Genomic DNA, 15,706 nt, shown 5'->3' with positions numbered 1-15,706 from the left:
TTGTCGCAACCGCAAGTCGCCACGACCCGTCCCCTCCGCGCCTGGCAGCGCCGGGCGCTGACCAAGTACCTGGCCGCGAAGCCCAAGGACTTCCTGGCCGTCGCCACGCCCGGCGCGGGCAAGACGACGTTCGGCCTGCGCGTCGCGGCCGAGCTGCTGGCGGATCGCACGATCGAGGCCGTCACGATCGTCACGCCGACCGAGCACCTCAAGCACCAGTGGGCCAAGGCGGCGGCCGAGGCCGGCATCGCGATCGACTCGAACTTCCGCAACACCAACGCGATGACCTCCCGCGACTACCACGGCGTCGCGCTGACGTACGCCCAGGTCGCCGCGCACCCGATGCTGCACCGGGTCCGCACGGAGAACCGCAAGACGCTCGTGCTGCTCGACGAGATCCACCACGGCGGCGACGCCAAGTCGTGGGGTGACGCGATCCGCGAGGCGTTCACGCCCGCCGTGCGGCGGCTGTGCCTGACCGGAACGCCGTTCCGCTCGGACGACTCGCCCATCCCGTTCGTGAGCTACGAGCCGGGACCGGACGGCGTGCAGCGCAGTCGCGCGGACCACTCCTACGGCTACTCCGACGCGTTGCGCGACGGCGTGGTCCGGCCGGTGATCTTCCTCGCCTACTCGGGTGAGGCGCAGTGGCGCACCAGCGCGGGCGAGGAGTTCTCCGCCCGGCTCGGCGAGCCGCTGACCCAGGAGCAGACGGCGCGGGCGTGGCGGGTGGCGCTGGACCCGACCGGCGAGTGGATGCCGTCGGTGCTCAAGGCCGCCGACATGCGCCTGACCCAGCTGCGCGAGGGCGGCATGCCGGACGCCGGCGGGCTGGTGATCGCCACCGACCAGACCGTGGCCAGGGCCTACGCCGAGATCCTGAAGCGCACCACGGGCCACGACGCGACCCTGGTGCTCTCCGACGACCCGAAGGCGTCGGGCCGGATCGCCGAGTTCTCCGCGTCGAACGACCGCTGGCTGATCGCCGTCCGGATGGTGTCGGAGGGCGTCGACGTACCGCGGCTGGCCGTCGGCGTCTACGCGACCAGCGCCTCGACACCCCTGTTCTTCGCCCAGGCCGTGGGCCGGTTCGTGCGCGCCCGCGCCAAGGGCGAGACGGCCAGCGTGTTCCTGCCCAGCGTGCCGGTCCTGCTGGGCCTGGCCAGCGAGCTGGAGCAGCAGCGCGACCACGTGCTGGGCAAGCCGCACCGGGAGAAGGACGGCTGGGACGACGAGCTGCTGTCCCAGGCCAACCAGGTCAAGGACGAGCCGGGCGAGGAGGAGAAGGCGTTCACCGCGCTGGGCGCCTCCGCCGAGCTCGACCAGGTGATCTACGACGGCTCGTCGTTCGGCACGGCCGCGTTCGCGGGCAGCGACGAGGAGCAGGAGTACCTGGGCCTGCCCGGCCTGCTGGAGCCCGACCAGGTGCGCGCGCTGCTGCGGCAGCGCCAGGAGAAGCAGCTGGTCGAGGCCAGCAAGCGCCAGGTCGCCGCGCCTGCCGCCCCGCCGCCCGCGCCGACGCGCACGGCGAGCGTGCAGGAACGGCTGGCGCAGCTCCGCAAGGAGCTCAACACGCTCGTGGCCATGTACCACCACCGCACCAAGAAGCCGCACGGCAAGATCCACAACCAGTTGCGCGAGTACTGCGGCGGCCCGCCGACCGCGATGGCCAGCATCGAACAGCTCGAGGAGCGGATCGCCACGCTGCGCTCGTGGTGACCTTTGTTGTGACCTGACGTAACCGACTACTGCATTCGGTGTAGTCAGATGTCCGTTCGGTTACCTGGCCGTTAGCGCATCGTGCCTACTTTACCGGTCAAGTGTGCTTCCGGTCACCGGCTGTCCCGGCATACGTTGTGCGCCACAACATTTACGCTCCTGCGTGAAAGGGATGGCGGATGCGCAGCAAGAGCCTCGCTCTCATCGCCCTTGGCACCGGCCTCGCCGTGGCCATGACGGCATGTGGCGCCAACACGTCCGGCGGTGGCAGCACCACCTCGGACACCAACACGAACAGCGGCTCGGGCGGCGCGAAGGTCGGCGTCATCCTCCCCGAGACCGCCAGCTCCGCGCGCTGGGAGGGCTTCGACAAGCCGCTCCTGAAGAAGGCGCTGGAGGCGGAGGGCCTCCAGGCGGACATCCAGAACGCCCAGGGTGACGTGCAGAAGTTCTCCACGCTCGCCGACGGCATGATCAACGCCGGCGTCAAGGTGCTGATCATCGCCACGCCGAACAGCGAGATCGGTGCGACGGTCGCGAAGAAGGCCGAGGCGCAGGGCATCCCGGTCATCGACTACGACCGGCTCAACCTGGGCGGCAGCTCGAAGTACTACGTCTCGTTCGACAACGAGAAGGTCGGCGAGCTGCAGGGCCAGGGCCTGGTCGAGGGCCTCGCGGCGCTCGCGCCGGGCAAGAAGCCGGCCGAGGTCATCGAGATCGAGGGTGCCCCGACCGACAACAACGCCACCCTGTTCTACAACGGCCAGCAGAAGGTGCTGAAGCCGAAGTACGACTCGGGTGACCTGAAGCTGGTCCAGTCGAAGCCGATCGACAAGTGGGACAACCAGGTCGGTGGCACCACCTTCGAGCAGATCCTGACCGGCAACGGCCAGAAGGTCGACGGCGTCGTCGCCGCGAACGACGGCCTCGCGGGCGCGATCATCACCGTGCTCAAGAAGTACGGCCTGAACGGCAAGGTCCCGGTCACCGGCCAGGACGCCACCCCGGAGGGCCTGCAGGCGATCCTGCGCGGCGACCAGTTCATGACGGTGTTCAAGCCGATCAACGAGCAGGCGGACGCGACCGCCAAGCTGGCCGCCGCGCTGGCCAAGGGCGACACGGCCGCCGCCGACAAGATGGCGACCGGCGTCACCAAGGACACCACCGGCAACCGCGACGTCAAGTCGGTCCTGCTGCCCGCGCAGCTGATCACCAAGGACAAGGTCAAGGTCGTGGTGGACGCGGGCTTCGTCAAGGCGACGGAGGTCTGCGTCGCCGACCTCGCGGCCGTCTGCACCGAGCTCGGCATCAAGTAAGTCAAGGCTCGCGCCGGGGCGGGGTGTGGGAGACGCACCCCGCTCCGGCGCGCCCACCCACGTGTGGGGCTGCACCCGAGAACGGGTTGGACCCCTTCAGACGGGTTAGACGGAGGAATTCCAGTGAGCGAGCCGATCCTCGAGCTGCGCGGCATCAACAAGAGCTTCGGTCCCGTGCACGTCCTGCACGACATCGACTTCGACGTCCACCCAGGCCAGGTCACCGCCCTCGTCGGCGACAACGGCGCGGGCAAGTCGACGTTGGTCAAGTGCATCGCGGGCATCCACCCCATCGACTCAGGCCAGGTCCTGTTCAACGGCGAGGAAGTCCACATCAACGGCCCGCGTGACGCCGCGCACCTGGGCATCGAGGTCGTCTACCAGGACCTCGCGCTGTGCGACAACCTCGACATCGTGCAGAACATGTTCCTCGGCCGCGAGCGCGGCAAGCTGGGCATGCTCGACGAGGCCGACATGGAGCAGGCCGCCCGCAAGACGCTGACCTCGCTGTCGGTGCGCACGGTCAAATCGGTGCGCACGCAGGTCGCGTCGCTGTCCGGCGGCCAGCGGCAGACCGTGGCGATCGCCAAGGCCGTGCTGTGGAACAGCAAGGTCGTGCTGCTGGACGAGCCGACCGCGGCCCTGGGCGTCGCGCAGACCCGCCAGGTCCTCGACCTGGTGCGCCGACTGGCCGAGCAGGGCCTGGGCGTGGTGCTGATCAGCCACAACATGAACGACGTGTTCGAGGTCGCGGACCGCATCGCGTGCCTGTACCTGGGCCGGATGGCGGCCGAGGTCAACACCAAGGACGTCACCCACGGCCAGGTGGTCGAGCTGATCACCGCGGGCCGTTCCGGCGACCTGGGCATCGCCCGACCCGAAACCGCGACCATCTGATGCCTTCCCCGGACCAACGCCGGCACAGCGCTCCACACGACGAGGAACGAGCATGACCAACACCACGAGCGAGACGGCCCCGGACGCACCCCAGGGCGCGATCTCCGACTTCGGCATCGACACCACGTCCCAGTCCACCGGCGAGGCGGTGCGCGACTACGCCGCCCGGCTGCGCGGCGGCGAACTCGGCTCCCTGCCCGCGCTGCTCGGCGTGGTCGTGCTGCTGATCGTGTTCAGCTCCCTCGCGGACACCTTCCTCACCCTGGGCAACATCGCCAACCTCCTCGCGCAGGGGGCCAGCGTCGTGATCATCGCGATGGGCCTGGTGTTCGTCCTGCTCCTGGGTGAGATCGACCTGTCCGCGGGCACCGCGTCCGGCGTCACCGCGTCGGTGATGGCGCTGCACCTGATCAACGGCGGCAACCTGCTCGGCGGCATGGGCGACACCGTCTTCTACCTCTTCTGCGGCCTGCTGGCGCTCGCCGCTGTGCTGGCCGGGATCATGCGCATCTGGGCGGGCGTCGCGATGTCCGTGATCGCACTGGTCATCGCGCTGATCGGCGTGCCCGCCAACCCGTGGGTCGAGATGCTGCTGGCCGTCTGCGTCGGCACCGCCATCGGCTGCATCACCGGCTTCCTCGTCGCCCGCGTCGGCATCCCGTCGTTCGTCGTGACCCTCGCGCTGTTCCTGGCCTGGGGTGGCGTCATCCTCCAGTTCATCGGTGAGGGCGGCACGCTCGGCCTGCGCGACGACGTGCTCTTCAACGTCGCCAACGGCAACCTGAGCACTGCGGGCTCGTGGGCGTTGTTCGTCCTCGCCGCCGGCGGTTACGGGGCGGTCGTGCTCGGCCGCCACTTCAGCAGGCTGCGCCGCGGCCTGGTCGCGTCGCCCACCCCGATCGTGCTGGTCAAGGTCGGCGTGGTCCTGGTGCTGGGCGCGGTGGCCACCTACGCGTTGACGCTCAACCGCTCCAAGAGCGACCTCGTGGTGATCACCGGTGTCCCGTTCGTGGTGCCGATCGTGCTCGTGCTGCTGGTCATCGGCACGTTCGTGCTCGAGCGCACCCGCTACGGCCGGCACGTCTACGCCGTCGGCGGCAACCAGGAAGCGGCCCGCCGCGCCGGCATCAACGTGGCGCAGATCCGGATGAGCGTGTTCGTGATCGCCTCCTCCATGGCGGCCATCGGCGCGATCGTCTACTCGTCGAAGGTCGGCTCGGTCGACCCGAACGCCGGTGGCGGCAACACGCTGCTGATGGCGGTCGGCGCGGCCGTGATCGGCGGCACGTCGCTGTTCGGCGGCAAGGGCAAGCTGCGTGACGCGGTGATCGGTGGCGCGGTGCTCGCGATCATCCAGAACGGCATGGGCCTGCTCGACCAGCCCGCCGCCGTGGTGTTCATCGTGACCGGCCTGGTGCTGCTGCTCGCCGCGAGCGTCGACGCGCTGTCCCGCCGCCGGGCGGCGTCCGCCGCCCGCTGACGTGAGCACACCTACCGCGGGAGCCCGACCCGACGAGGTACGAAGGCACAACAGAACGGCGCTGCTGCGCCGACTGCACGTGGACGGGCCCTCCACCAGGGCGTCGCTGGCGGCCGAGCTGGGCCTCAACCGCAGCACGATCAAAGCCCTGGTGGACGGCCTGGCCGAGTCGGGTGTGGTGGCCGAACGGGTGCCGGCGCAGCGTTCCGGCGCCGGCCGCCCGTCGCTGCTGGTGCTGCCGCAACCGCACGCCGCCGTGGTGATGGCCATCGACATCCGCGTCGAGCAGGTGGCGATGGCCATGGTCGGCCTGGGCGGCGACATCCTCGGCCGGGACTCGTGGAACCTGCACCACCGGTCCCGCGACCCGGGCGAGGTGATCACGCACGTCGCCGACTCGGCCAAGCTGCTGGCCGACGAGCTCGACGTGCAGGCGGTCGGCGTCGGCGTGTCCGTGCCCGGCGTGGTGCGCCGCGCCGACGGGCTGGTGCACGAGGCGCCGAACCTGCACTGGACCGACGTGGCGCTGGGCGAACGGCTCTCGTCGGTGCTCAAGGTCCCCGTCCAGGTCGGCAACGACGCCGAGCTGGGCGCCTTGGCCGAACACGTGCGCGGCGCGGCACGCGGGTCGTCGGACGTGGTCTACATCTCCGCCGACGTCGGCATCGGCGGCGGCGTGATCTCCAGCGGCCGGCCGCTGCGCGGCACCGGCGGCTACGTCGGCGAGCTGGGGCACATGGTGGTGCGGCCCGGCGGGCGGCGCTGCTACTGCGGCTGCCAGGGCTGCTGGGAGACCGAGGTCGGCGAGGCGGCGCTGTGCCGCGCCCTGGCCCTGCCCGAGGACTCGCCGCGCGGGACGGTGGTGGCCGAGCTGCGGTCGCTGGCCGGGTCGCCGGACAGCGTGGCGCACCGGTTGGGCGAGTTCACCGAGTGGCTGTCCATGGGCCTGATCACGGTGGTCAACATGCTCGGCCCGGAGCTCGTGGTGCTGGGCGACCTGTTCACGGCGCTGCCGGAGACGCTGGTGGACCAGCTGCGCCGCACCGTGCAGAAGCGGTCACTGGTGTCCCGCGCCGTCGGCGGCACCAGGATCGTCTCGTCGCCGCTGGGCCGTGACGCCAAGCTGATCGGCGCCGCCGAGCTGGCCTTCGAACCCGTCCTCGGCGACATCTGACCACCGCCGCACGGCTTGCCGGGTGATCGCCACGTCGGGGTGGTCCGGGCCGAGGACGCGGAGCTGGTCGGCGAGCAGGTCCCGGAACCCGGCGAGCGCGGTCGCGACGTCGCCGCCCAGCGCCCGCGAGTGCGCCGACCGGTAGCGGGTGACCAGGGTGTCGGGGTGGTCGGCGCCGAGGACCCGACATCGGTCTTCCGCGACCCGGGCCAGCTCGTCCGCCGCGCGGCGCGCCTCACCCGCGTCGCCCCGCCACACGGCCAGGTTGTAGCGGACGGTCAGGGTTCTCGCGTGGTCGGGACCGACCGTGCGCAGGAGACCGGCCAGCACCTCTTCGAGTTCGGCGATCGCCTCGGTCCGGGCGCCCGCGCCGGCGCGCGCCATCGCGAGGTTGTTGCGGGCGGCGAGGGTGTCCCGGTCGTCCGGGCCCCGGGCCCGCAGCAGGTCGGCGAGCAGGTCCGCCAGCTCCGCGATCACGTCGGCCGTCGTCGTCCGCAGCAGGGCGAGGTTGTTGCGGACGGCCAGGGTGTCGCGGTGGAACGGGCCCAGGATCCGCGCGGAGTCCACCGCCAGGCGCTCGTACTCGGCGACGGCCTCGGCCTCCTGCCCCGAACGCCGGGTGAAGAACGCGACTTCGTGGCCGGCGTGGAGGGTGTCGTGGTGATCGGGGCCCAGGTGGTGTTCCGCCTGTCGCCGCAGTTCTCGGAAGTGCGCGGCGGCTTGGGCCGCCAGACCCGCCTCGCCCAACGACTTGCCCGCCTGGAACAGCACCGCGTGCGCCCGCGGTGCCCACAGCGCCGGTGCGGTGTGGGTGTGCAGGGCGTTCGCGACGGACCGCAGTGACGCGGCCAGCGCGCTGTCGGTCTCATGCGCGGGCCAGGCCGACAGGAGCGCGTCCGCCGCGAGGTGGGCCAGGGGAGTGAGCCGTGGCGGGGCGATGGTGTCGCGGACGGCGCGTTGCAGCAGGGCGTGCGCCCGGACGACCCGGGCGTCGAGGGTGACGAGGCTGAGGCGGTGCAGGCACGCCAGCGCGTCACCGACGGCCTCGGCGTCCACCCCCAAATGTGCCAGGACGTTGTCCCGCGTGAGGACGGTGACGGGCGTGCCCGCCGGGTCGAGCAGGCTGATGATCTCCAGCAGCGGCCGGGAGAGCCCTTCCGGGCGCAGGCTGTCGGCGCGTTCGACGGACAGCGACCAGGTCGCCGCCACGGTGTCGCGGTGCTCGTCCGGCAACTCGTGCCGCGTCGGCATGACCTGCGCCAGCGTGCGGCGGCGGTCCGCCAGGCGGTCGCGGTAGCCGGCGACCGTGAGCAGCGGCTTGTCCGCGATGAACGCCGCCGCCTGCGCCAGGGCCAGCGGCAGGTGGCCCAGGTCCCCGGCCAGCTCGCGGAGCCCGTCGGTGTCCGGGAGCTTCGCGGTCAGGTAGGCCGACGACTCCGCCTCGGTGAACACGCCGACCTCGACCAACCGGCGGTCGTCGCGGACCAGCGCGGCGTCACGACGGCGGGTCGTCACCACGACTCGGCCCGTCGGCGTGGTCGGCGGCCACAGGCCCTTGAGGTCCGCCGGGTCGTGCACGTCGTCCAGGACGACCAGCCACCGCCGGCGAGTGGAACCGAGCCAGGCCTGGAAGGCCGCCGCCGCGTCCTCCGGCGTGCTCGGCGGATCGCGCAGCACCCGGTCGGCCGCGTCGGCGTACCCGCCGATCACGGCGGACCGCGTGTCGGCGGTGAGCCACAGCGCCAGGTCGACCGACTCGTCCCGCCACACCGCGTGCGCGTGCCGTGCCGCCACCTGCGACTTGCCCACACCGCCCAGCCCCGACAGCACCACCGACGTCTCCGCCACCGCCGCCTCGGCCGCGCGGCGCTGGTAGCGGTCCGCGAGCGGCGGCAGGACACCCACCCGCACGGGCCACTCGACCGGTGGCCGTGGCGGCAGGTGGATGTGCTGCACGTTCCCGTCGCCGATCTGCACGCCGACGTTGCCGCGGACGTCCACGGGACGACTACTCGCGGCCGAAGTGCAGCGTCATGGTGTTGTGGTCGCCGATCTGCACGCCCTGGTTGTCGTGCACGTGGACCGCTCCGGCCCGGCCGGTCAGCTCCAGCACGGCGCGCGCGGCGGCGAGCAGCTCGGCGTCGGCGTCCACGTCGGCCGCGACCAGCGCCGCGCGCAGCTCGTCCGGATCGGCGGTGTCCTCGTCCGCCCCACCGCGGCGCAAAGCCCGGCGCGTCAGCGACTTCAAGCCCTGGTAAGCGTCCCCCACGGCGGTCGACGCCGTGTCCGTCACACCCGCCGCCGCACCCGCGGCCAACGCCGCCACCACGAGATCGACCGACTCGATCACCGGCAACCCCCTCCGTCACGACGAGTATCGCCGACCCGACGGTGCGTGCGTACACCGGAAAAATGAGGGGGGCGGGGATCCTCTCGGATCCCCGCCCCGGACGGCTAGGGTGCTACGAGTCCCTGCCGGGACTCGTGGTGTTCAGCCCTGCTGCAACTCGGCAGCGAGCTCACGCAGCTTGGTGCTGTGCTCACGGGCGTGGTGCCCGCAGAACAGCAACTCGCCCCCGGAGGGGAGCACGGCGCGAACCTGGGCAGCAGCCCCGCAGCGGTCGCAGCGGTCGGCAGCGGTCAACGCGGGGCGGGTGAGCGTCGTAGTCATGGAAATCTCCCTCCGTCCCGGCACCGGGGATCGGTGCCCTCACACCTAGCTGCGACCACTTCGCATCTGGCGGGTGCGCCGTGTTCGCTGCTTCCACTCTTGCAGACGCGCGGGCGTAAGTCAGTGTTCCCTGGATCGTGGCGACCCGCGTCACTCGTCATTTACCCGGCGCCGGGGCACCCGGAACCTGCCACTTCCACCGGTTCGATCGGCACCTGCTCACGTTCCGCTGTCGTGGCAACGGATTTCCGACCTGCGAATACGGCGTTCGACGCACCTCCGATGCTCCAGAAGGTGGGTTCTCCGAAGTCGCCGGTGTGACGGGTAACACTTTGGTCAGCCGAGAGCGAACACGGCTCCACGTTCCACGATCCGGACATGATCCGTCCGGTTCACGCGCCGTTCGACCGACCGTTCAGATCGTCAGCCGACGGCCGTCGAACCGCGTCAGGCCGAACGACGCGTCCTCGTGGTTGACCCGCACGTGGTCGCGCAGCACCCCGATGCCGACCGCCTCGCCGAGCAGCACGGACTCGGTGAAGTCCGACCTCCAGTGCACGCCCGCCATGTTCCGGCCGGTCGCGACGTTCGCCGCCACCTTGTCCAGCTCGCCGCCCACGGTGAGCACGTCGGCGCCGGTGTAGGGCACGAGGGCGGTGCCGTCGGCGTCGGGCACCACCGGGTGGGGCAGCACCCACGACTCGTCGAACCACGCCTTGAGCACCGTGACGCACGCCCCGGCGACGGTCGCGTGACCCGAGCCGTACGACGGGTGCGTCGGCGAACCCTCCGGGAACGCCTGCGGCAGCAGGTACGAGCCGTGCTCGTCGTAAGTGAGCTTGACCGCCTCCGAGTCCAGCACCTCGCGGTCGATCACGCCGTAGTCCCGCAGCCCGGACAGGTGCGCGTGGACCCGACCGCCGAACGCCTCCGGTCGGAGCCTGCGGTGCACGAACCACTTCTGGAACCAGATCGCCTTCAACGCCCTCGTCGCCACCTCCGTCACCAGCGACAGCAGGTGCGGCCCGCCGTAGGTGCCGAAGCCTGCCTGGGTGGCCGAGTGCCGGTACGGGTTGCCCGCGTCGACCGGCGCGCCCAGGTCGAGCAGGATCAACGCGGCGTTGAGGTACGCCTCGTACAAAGCGTCGAAGTGCACGTAGTTGGCCAGGTCACGGGGCGTGCGCAGGTACCGGCGGTTGACCTGGTCCCGCTTGACGGGCGGCGTCGCCCCACCCGACTGCACCGCCCGCCACGCGTCGAAGTCGGTGAGGAAGTCGCGGCCCGGTCGCACGGTGTCGTGCAGCTGCGGGATGCGCAGCGTGCCGTACTGGATGTCGCGCAGCAGGAACTGCGACAGGAACGGTCCGCGCAGGTCGCCACGCGTGTCCCCGCGGAAGATCGTGCCCGGCGTCACCTCGCCGTCGACCTTCGGCGCTCGGTAGTCGCCCAGCCTCGACAGCTCGGCCGCCGCCTGCGCGATCAACGGGTGGTCGTCGTACGCGGTGAACGGAACGTCCCTGGTCAGCGCCATCCAGTAGAGCTCGACCGCCTCGGCGGAGTTGCGCGCGCTGTCGAGGCGCGGCGCGGGCGGCACGGCCAACGACTGCGGGTCCGGGCCCTCCAGCTCGAACGCCAGACCGGCCTGCGGGTTGGTCAGCTCGACGCCCCCGCCGAGCGGGATGCGCTCGAAGTCCTCCGACCGGCCCGTGGCCAGGGCCCTCAGCAACGTGTTGTACGCCTCCGGCCGCACCTCACCGACCTCGTCGTGCGGCAGGCCCTTGCTGTAGTTGGCGATGTACGGGTAATCGCCTTCCTCGCCGTTGTTGACGTGCTCCGGCCACGGTTGCCGGTCCAGCGCGTCGGCCGAGGCCAGGCGGGCGAGGCGTGCTCCAGTGCGACGTTCGCTCATGACTTCCCCCTGAGTCGGCGCGTACCCCTGTGCCGCCCCCCGGCGGCCGCGCCACTGTCCAGGACAGCACGGAGGGTGATCAGGTGCAGCGTCCGAACGGGTGACGACGCAGAAAAAGAGCAAGGGCCCCTCGACCGAACGGTCGAGGGGCCCTTGCTCGGAGTGATCTTCAGGTCGGCTATCAGTCCAGGTAGTCGCGCAGCACCTGCGACCGCGACGGGTGCCGGAGCTTCGACATCGTCTTCGACTCGATCTGCCGGATCCGCTCGCGCGTCACGCCGTAGACCTGGCCGATCTCGTCCAACGTGCGCGGCTGGCCGTCGGTGAGGCCGAACCGCAGCCGCACCACGCCCGCCTCGCGCTCGGACAGCGTCGCCAGCACCGACTGGAGCTGGTCCTGCAGCAGCGTGAACGACACCGCGTCCACGGCCACCACGGCCTCGGAGTCCTCGATGAAGTCACCGAGCTGGCTGTCGCCCTCGTCGCCGATCGTCTGGTCCAGCGAGATGGGCTCCCGGGCGTACTGCTGGATCTCCAGCACCTTCTCCGGGGTGATGTCCATCTCCTTCGCCAACTCCTCCGGGGTGGGCTCGCGGCCCAGGTCCTGGAGCAGTTCGCGCTGGATGCGACCCAGCTTGTTGATGACCTCGACCATGTGCACCGGGATGCGGATGGTGCGGGCCTGGTCGGCCATCGCGCGGGTGATCGCCTGGCGGATCCACCACGTCGCGTACGTGGAGAACTTGTAGCCCTTGGTGTAGTCGAACTTCTCCACCGCGCGGATCAGACCGAGGTTGCCCTCCTGGATCAGGTCCAGGAACGCCATGCCGCGACCGGTGTAGCGCTTGGCCAGCGACACCACCAGGCGGAGGTTCGCCTCCAGCAGGTGGTTCTTGGCCCGCTCGCCGTCCCGCACGATCCACCGCAGGTCGCGGCGCATCTGCGGAGTCAGCTTCTCCTGCTCGTCCTCGGCGCGGCGCACCCGCTCGGCGGCGTAGAGGCCGGCCTCGATGCGCTTGGCGAGCTCGACCTCCTCCTCCGCGTTGAGCAGGGCGACCTTGCCGATCTGCTTGAGGTAGGCGCGGACCGAGTCGGCCGACGCGGTGAGCTCGGCGTCCTTGCGGGCCTGCCGCAGGGCCTCCGACTCCTCCTCGTCCCAGACGAAGTCGCCCTCGCCGGGCTTGGCCTCCTCCTCGGCGGGCTCCTCCTCGACCGGCTCGTCGATCAGCTCGACGTCGTCGACCAGGTCTTCGGCGTCTGGAGCGCCTTCGAGGTCTTCCGGTTCCTCGCCGTCCTTCTTCACCTTGCCAGGCGCGGCAGCGGCGGCCTTGGCGGCCGTCTTGCGCGGCGCCCGCGTGGCCGTCTTCCCCGCCGCGGCGGTCTTCGCCGCCGGCTTCTTCGCCGGGGCCTTCCTCGCCGAGGTGGCCTTGGGCGTCTCCTCGGCGTCAGCCTTAGCTGCCTGAGTCGTCTTCGCGGCTGCCACGTACGCCCTTTCGCGACTGTCGATCAAGGCCGACCGAAGGGCGCGAACCTCGGTCGCCTGAGTACGGGGGATCCCCCGCCGGATCGTTCGTCAGCGGGGCACCGTTCCATTGTAACGACGAGAATCGCGTGCCGTTGCGCCCCGGCGTCATCCGAGGTGGTCCGGCACGCGTTCCCGCAGGTGGAACACCCCGGAAATCAGTGCCGGAGACCTTGCGCGGCGGCCACGGCGGCGCCGACGATGCCCGCGTCGTTCTTCAGCGCGGCGGCCACCACCTCGGTGCGCACCTCGAGCAGCGGGAGCCACTTCTCCGCCTTCTTGCTGACCCCGCCGCCCGCGATGACCAGGTCCGGCCAGATCAGGTTCTCCAGGACGTTGATGTAGCGGGACACGCGGGGCGTCCACTCCGCCCAGGTCAGGCCCTTGTCCTCCTTCACCGAGGCCGCCGCGCGCTTCTCCGCGTCGTGGCCGTCGACCTCCAGGTGGCCGAACTCGGTGTTGGGGACGAGCTTGCCGTCCAGGAACAGGGCGCTGCCGATGCCGGTGCCGAACGTCAGCAGGACCACCAGGCCGTCCCGGTCGACACCGGAACCGAACCGCATCTCGGCGATCCCGGCCGCGTCGGCGTCGTTGAGGACGACGACCTGGTCGGTCGGCCAGCCGAGGCGTTCGGCGAACAGCGCGGCGGCGTCCGTGCCGATCCACGCCTTGTCGACGTTCGCGGCGGAGTGCGCGACACCGTGCTTGACGACGCACGGCAGCGTGACGCCGACCGGACCGTCCCAGGTGAACTTCTCGACGATCTCGGCGACCACGTCGGCGACCGCGTCCGGGGTCGACGGTTGGGGTGTGGTGATGCGCAGTCGCTCACCGTCCAGCGCCCCCGCTTCGAGGTCCACGAGCCCGCCCTTGATGCCGGAACCGCCGATGTCCACGCCGAACCCGCGGGTCATGCCCATCCCCGTGGCCCTTCCTACTCGATTCAGTAACCGTGGCCGCAGACATTAGCCTGCAGTTCTCCGATAGTCCCGTGAGAGTGACGCAGGAGGAACAGTTGCGTTTCGATCCGCGCTCATTGGTCGACGTCGCCGTGCTCGTGGCCAAGGAGGCCGGCGAGCTGGCCGTGACCACGCGCGAAGCCGCCGTGACCGATGTCGACACCAAGAGCAGCGCCACCGACGTGGTGACCGCGGCCGACCGCGCGTCCGAACAGCTGGTCCGGCGCCGGCTCGCCGAGCTGCGGCCCGGTGAGCCGGTCATCGGGGAGGAGGAGGGCGGCAGCGCCGCCGTGGAGGGCTTGACCTGGGTCGTCGACCCGATCGACGGCACGGTGAACTACCTGTACGGCATCCCGCACTACGCCGTCTCCGTCGCCGCGCAGGTCGACGGGGAGTCTGTGGCGGGTGCCGTCGTGGAGCCGGCCAACGGTCGGGTGTGGACGGCGGCGCGGGGTGGTGGGGCGTGGTTGGACGGGCGTCGGCTGCGGGTCTCGGACGCCACCCGATTGGACTTGTCCCTTTTGGGTTACGGCTTCGCGTACCGGCCGGAGCGGCGGCAGCGGCAGGCGGACGTGTGGGCGGGCTTGGCGACCAGGGTGCGGGACATGCGGCGGGCCGGTGCCGCGTCGCTGGACCTGTGCGCCGTGGCGGCCGGCCGGCTGGACGCGTACGCCGAGCACACCCTCGGCCGGTGGGACTGGGCCGCGGGCGCCTTGCTGGCCGCGGAGGCGGGCGCCGTCGTCCACCTGCCGGGTGAAGCCCCGGAACTGGGCGCGGACGCCACCTTCGCCGCCGCCCCCGGCATCGCCGACGCCCTGTTCACCGCCCTGGTGGAGTGCGGCTTCGCCACCGTCTAACCCGAGCGTCGAACGCTCAGGCCTCGCGTGTCGAACGCTCAGGACCCCTGAATTCAACGCTCACGTCGCCGGGTCGGGACGCGAACGTAGAACTCGGGGGCCCTGAGCGTTCGACACGCGGGCGCTGGAGGTTCGACACGCGGGTCCTGAGCGTTCGACACGCGGGCGCTGGAGGTTCGACACTCGCGGGGGTCAGCACTGGATGTCGCGGGCGCCCTTGAGGTTGTCGGCGTTCAGGGACAGCGGCGTGGAGCCCTCGGCCACCTGGCCGCCCTGCTGCTCGGGTTGCTGGGCCGCCCACTCGGCGAGCTGGTCCAGCACCTTGCGGGCGGAGTTGTTCGGCTTCACGTCGCTGAACTTCTGCCCGATCGCCACGTCCACCGTCGCGTCCTGGCGCTCGTCGCGCACCAGCTCCAGGCACGGCTCGACCAGGCTCAACGTCCGCGCCGCACCCGCGCCGGGCGCGCCGAACCGGATCTGCCCGCGGCACGTCATGTCCTGCGCCGGGTACACCGGGTCGTTGCCCGGCTCGGCCGCCTGCTTCATGCCCAGCTCGGCCAACGTCGTCGCGACGTACCGCGCCTGGTTGCGCTGCGTGCTGGCGTTGAACACCCGGAACTGCACCTGGTCGACCGGCACCGGGTCGGTGCGGTCGAGCGCGTCGTGCCCCAGCACCGTGCCCAACGCGGGCGGCGGCTCGGCCGCCGGCGCCACGGGCGCGCCCGCGGACGGCGAGGGCATGCCGCCGGGCGGGTTGCACTTGATCGCCGCGTCGACGTCACCCGCCTCCGACAGCACGCGGTTCCACACGACTACCGCCGTCACGGCGAGCACCAGGAACAGGACGAGCGCCGGCAGCGGCCGCCGCTTCCGGTACCGCGACGACCCGCTGCTCCCCGAACCGGGTCCCACGTCCGTCGACCTCCCCTGGCCTGGTGCTGACAGTGATCAGGCTATGCCGCGCCCCGCGGGCCCGCGTCCCGGGCCGTGGTGTAGCGCGGCGCAATCACCCGGTAGCGGACGGTCAACGGCCTGGTCGGGCGGTGGAGCACGGGAGCACCGGGTGCGTGGTGCGCGTCCAAGCCTATCTGGCCTGCGTGTGAAGGGCCTGTCACCCGTCTGCTCAATTAGGGGGAACCCGCTGCGCGCCCCCTCGATCAATGAGCTACCCTCTCGGCGCTCCGCGCACCGCCGGACACCGG

At 71.2% G+C, this 15,706-nt stretch carries 13 protein-coding genes; 6 read left to right on the top strand and 7 right to left on the bottom strand.

The features are described 5' to 3' along the window. The 5 genes from FHX81_RS12420 (at position 1) to FHX81_RS12400 (ending at position 6,586) form a co-directional block, all read left to right on the top strand. On the top strand, positions 1-1,719 hold the full coding sequence (locus FHX81_RS12420; RefSeq protein WP_141977999.1) for a DEAD/DEAH box helicase: 1,719 nt from the start codon (positions 1-3) through the stop codon (positions 1,717-1,719). Positions 1,720-1,898: 179 nt separating this feature from the next. Further along, on the top strand, positions 1,899-3,035 hold the full coding sequence (locus FHX81_RS12415; protein WP_141977998.1) for a sugar ABC transporter substrate-binding protein: 1,137 nt from the start codon (positions 1,899-1,901) through the stop codon (positions 3,033-3,035). A 123-nt stretch (positions 3,036-3,158) separates the two neighbouring features. Continuing rightward, positions 3,159-3,932: an ATP-binding cassette domain-containing protein gene (locus FHX81_RS12410; protein WP_141977997.1), complete on the top strand. Its 774-nt coding sequence runs from the start codon at positions 3,159-3,161 to the stop codon at positions 3,930-3,932. Between the two features lie 52 nt (positions 3,933-3,984). Further along, complete coding sequence (locus tag FHX81_RS12405; protein WP_141977996.1) at positions 3,985-5,412, top strand: sugar ABC transporter permease; 1,428 nt, start codon at positions 3,985-3,987, stop codon at positions 5,410-5,412. A 1-nt stretch (position 5,413) separates the two neighbouring features. After that, positions 5,414-6,586 carry an ROK family transcriptional regulator gene (locus FHX81_RS12400; RefSeq protein ID WP_141977995.1) on the top strand — a complete coding sequence of 391 codons (1,173 nt, stop codon included), beginning with the start codon at positions 5,414-5,416 and terminating at the stop codon, positions 6,584-6,586. On the opposite strand, the gene FHX81_RS12395 is transcribed toward FHX81_RS12400, so the two are convergent. The 6 genes from FHX81_RS12395 to ppgK all read right to left on the bottom strand — a co-directional run bounded on the left by FHX81_RS12395 (position 6,470) and on the right by ppgK (position 13,608). Beyond that, on the bottom strand, positions 6,470-8,587 hold the full coding sequence (locus FHX81_RS12395; protein ID WP_141977994.1) for a tetratricopeptide repeat protein: 2,118 nt from the start codon (positions 8,585-8,587) through the stop codon (positions 6,470-6,472). The two genes, FHX81_RS12400 and FHX81_RS12395, sit on opposite strands and share 117 nt — an antisense overlap. A gap of 7 nt (positions 8,588-8,594) precedes the next feature. Continuing rightward, positions 8,595-8,936 carry an RIP homotypic interaction motif-containing protein gene (locus tag FHX81_RS12390; RefSeq protein ID WP_141977993.1) on the bottom strand — a complete coding sequence of 114 codons (342 nt, stop codon included), beginning with the start codon at positions 8,934-8,936 and terminating at the stop codon, positions 8,595-8,597. Positions 8,937-9,077: 141 nt separating this feature from the next. After that, positions 9,078-9,257, bottom strand: coding sequence for a DUF7455 domain-containing protein (locus tag FHX81_RS12385; RefSeq protein ID WP_015800348.1), 180 nt, complete (start codon positions 9,255-9,257; stop codon positions 9,078-9,080). Positions 9,258-9,672: 415 nt separating this feature from the next. Beyond that, complete coding sequence (locus FHX81_RS12380; RefSeq protein WP_141977992.1) at positions 9,673-11,166, bottom strand: vanadium-dependent haloperoxidase; 1,494 nt, start codon at positions 11,164-11,166, stop codon at positions 9,673-9,675. A 181-nt stretch (positions 11,167-11,347) separates the two neighbouring features. Then, a complete protein-coding gene (locus FHX81_RS12375) occupies positions 11,348-12,676 on the bottom strand; it encodes an RNA polymerase sigma factor (protein ID WP_211363475.1) in 1,329 nt (442 codons plus the stop codon). 170 nt (positions 12,677-12,846) lie between these two features. Further along, complete coding sequence (gene ppgK / locus FHX81_RS12370; protein ID WP_141977991.1) at positions 12,847-13,608, bottom strand: polyphosphate--glucose phosphotransferase; 762 nt, start codon at positions 13,606-13,608, stop codon at positions 12,847-12,849. Between the two features lie 95 nt (positions 13,609-13,703). Between ppgK and FHX81_RS12365 the strand changes: the two genes are divergently transcribed. Further along, a complete protein-coding gene (locus FHX81_RS12365; RefSeq protein ID WP_141977990.1) occupies positions 13,704-14,504 on the top strand; it encodes an inositol monophosphatase family protein in 801 nt (266 codons plus the stop codon). Positions 14,505-14,696: 192 nt separating this feature from the next. Here FHX81_RS12365 and cei read toward each other — a convergent pair whose 3' ends face one another. After that, on the bottom strand, positions 14,697-15,416 hold the full coding sequence (gene cei, locus FHX81_RS12360; RefSeq protein WP_141977989.1) for an envelope integrity protein Cei: 720 nt from the start codon (positions 15,414-15,416) through the stop codon (positions 14,697-14,699). Between the last annotated feature and the right edge of the window lie 290 nt (positions 15,417-15,706).

Origin of the sequence: Saccharothrix saharensis (assembly GCF_006716745.1) — a bacterium.
Lineage (GTDB): Bacteria > Actinomycetota > Actinomycetes > Mycobacteriales > Pseudonocardiaceae > Actinosynnema > Actinosynnema saharense.
The sequence above is the reverse complement of the archived record's forward strand: the minus strand, read 5'-3'. Positions and strand labels throughout refer to the sequence as shown.